Raw genomic sequence first — 1,742 nt, 5'->3', positions numbered from 1 at the left:
GGCGCTGAGGATCACGAGCTGAGTGTCGGAAAGTTTGGTCATGATGGTCTCCGGTGTTCGGACGCCGCGGAATGCGGCGCCTTCTACCGGGTGAAGCCCGCCGCTCGGCGGGCCGCTCGGGGTGCTGGGCTGACGGGTTACTCGGCGTGCTCGCCTTCGCCGAAGGCGCTGTCGGTGATGCGCTTCAGCACGCTGGCGTAGTGTTCGAGGGTGCCGACCATCGCCCAGCCCACCTCGTCTGGGTGGGTCTCAAAATGATCGTCGCTGAGCGCTTGCAGGCGGGCGAGCATCTCGTCGATTTCGGCCTTCTTGCCGATGAAGGCGTTCAGGGCTGCCTCCTTGTTCCGCCGCGCCTTATCGGCGCGGAGTTGGTGGCGCGGCGTGGTAATCGGGTTCAGGCGGGTGGTCATCGTGGTGGCTCCTTCGTTCTGCGCTATCGCGGCGCTGCTTGAGCGCGGTGCTGAGTTGCATCGTCCTTGTGGATCCAGGTTCGCTCCGGCGCGGAGGCTTATCAACTCAATAAGCTCATGAATTCGCATGATAATCGGAGCGCGGCATGGAGGGTCTGAGCGAGCGCCAATACGCCGCCCGCGTCGGTCTCTCGCGCGGCGCGATCCAGAAAGCGAAGGCCGCCGGCCGCCTCGTGCTGCACGCAGACGGGAGCATCGACGCTGCTGCGAGCGACGCGCGGCGCGCCGAGACCACGGATCCGTCCAAGACCCGCAAGCCACCGCAGCCGAAGCGCAAGCCCGTGCCGGAGGCTGCCGTCTCGGCCGTGGGCGACACGCTGAAGGAACAGGGCCTGGCCGCGCCGGCGACGGGCGGCGGCACGACCTTCTTGCAGGCAAAGACGGCCAACGAGGTGCTCAAGGCGCAGGAGCGGCGCATCCGGCTGCAAAAGCTGAAGGGCGAGCTGATCGACCGCGCCCGCGCGCTTGCGCTGGTGTTCCGTCTGGCACGGCAGGAGCGCGACGTCTGGGTCAACTGGCCCGCCCGGGTGGCCGCGCTCATGGCGGCCGATCTGGGCGTGGAGCCGGCCGCCATGCAGAAGGCTCTGGAGAAACATGTCCGATCCCAGCTCGACGACCTCGCCGAGATCCAGCCCGACCTTCGCTGAGGACGCGGACACGCTGGCTTTCGACGGGGCCAGAGATGTCCTGCGGGCGTGGCTCGCGGGCCTGCGGCCCGACCCGGATTTGACCGTGTCGGAATGGGCCGACCGGCACCGCAAGCTGTCGTCCCGCGCTTCGGCCGAGCCGGGGCAGTATCGCACGCTGCGCACGCCTTACATGGGCGAGATCATGGACCGGTTGTCGCCCGGCGATCCGACCCAGCGGGTCGTGTTCATGAAGGCGGCGCAGGTCGGCGCGACCGAGGCGGGCAACAACTGGATCGGCTTCGCGATCCACCAGGCGCCGGGGCCGATGCTGGCGGTCCAGCCGACGGTAGAATTGGCCAAGCGTAACTCGCGCCAGCGGATCGACCCGCTGATCGAGGAAAGCCCGGAGCTGCGGGAGCGGATCAAGCCGGCCCGCTCGCGCGACGCCGGCAACACGATGCTGTCGAAGGAGTTCGCGGGCGGCATCCTGATCATGACCGGGGCGAACTCGGCGGTCGGGCTGCGGTCCACCCCGGCACGCTACATCTTTCTGGACGAGGTCGATGCCTATCCGGCCTCGGCCGACGAGGAAGGCGATCCGGTCACACTGGCCGAGGCGCGGTCGCTGACCTTCGCGCACCGG

Annotated in this window: 3 protein-coding genes; 2 read left to right on the top strand and 1 reads right to left on the bottom strand. The window is 68.4% G+C overall.

What is annotated here, in order from left to right:
* Positions 1–137: 137 nt before the first annotated feature.
* Complete coding sequence (locus tag AB6A66_RS17380) at positions 138–410, bottom strand: hypothetical protein (protein ID WP_371056885.1); 273 nt, start codon at positions 408–410, stop codon at positions 138–140.
* A gap of 146 nt (positions 411–556) precedes the next feature.
* On the opposite strand from AB6A66_RS17380, the gene AB6A66_RS17375 reads away from it, so the two are divergent.
* Together AB6A66_RS17375 and AB6A66_RS17370 are read left to right on the top strand one after the other, a co-directional pair.
* A complete protein-coding gene (locus AB6A66_RS17375) occupies positions 557–1,117 on the top strand; it encodes a hypothetical protein (RefSeq protein WP_371056884.1) in 561 nt (186 codons plus the stop codon).
* Positions 1,065–1,742: phage terminase large subunit family protein (locus AB6A66_RS17370; RefSeq protein WP_371056883.1), on the top strand; the 678-nt coding region annotated here is incomplete at its 3' end. The genes AB6A66_RS17375 and AB6A66_RS17370, both read left to right, overlap by 53 nt.

This window comes from Rhodosalinus sp. K401 (genome assembly GCF_041365735.1).
Lineage (GTDB): Bacteria > Pseudomonadota > Alphaproteobacteria > Rhodobacterales > Rhodobacteraceae > Rhodosalinus.
The sequence above is the reverse complement of the archived record's forward strand: the minus strand, read 5'-3'. Positions and strand labels throughout refer to the sequence as shown.

Coding starts and splice junctions, on each gene's coding strand:
- AB6A66_RS17380 (WP_371056885.1), bottom strand. CDS start 410: ATGACCACCCGCCTGAACCCGATTACCACGCCGCGCCACCAACTCCGC.
- AB6A66_RS17375 (WP_371056884.1), top strand. CDS start 557: ATGGAGGGTCTGAGCGAGCGCCAATACGCCGCCCGCGTCGGTCTCTCG.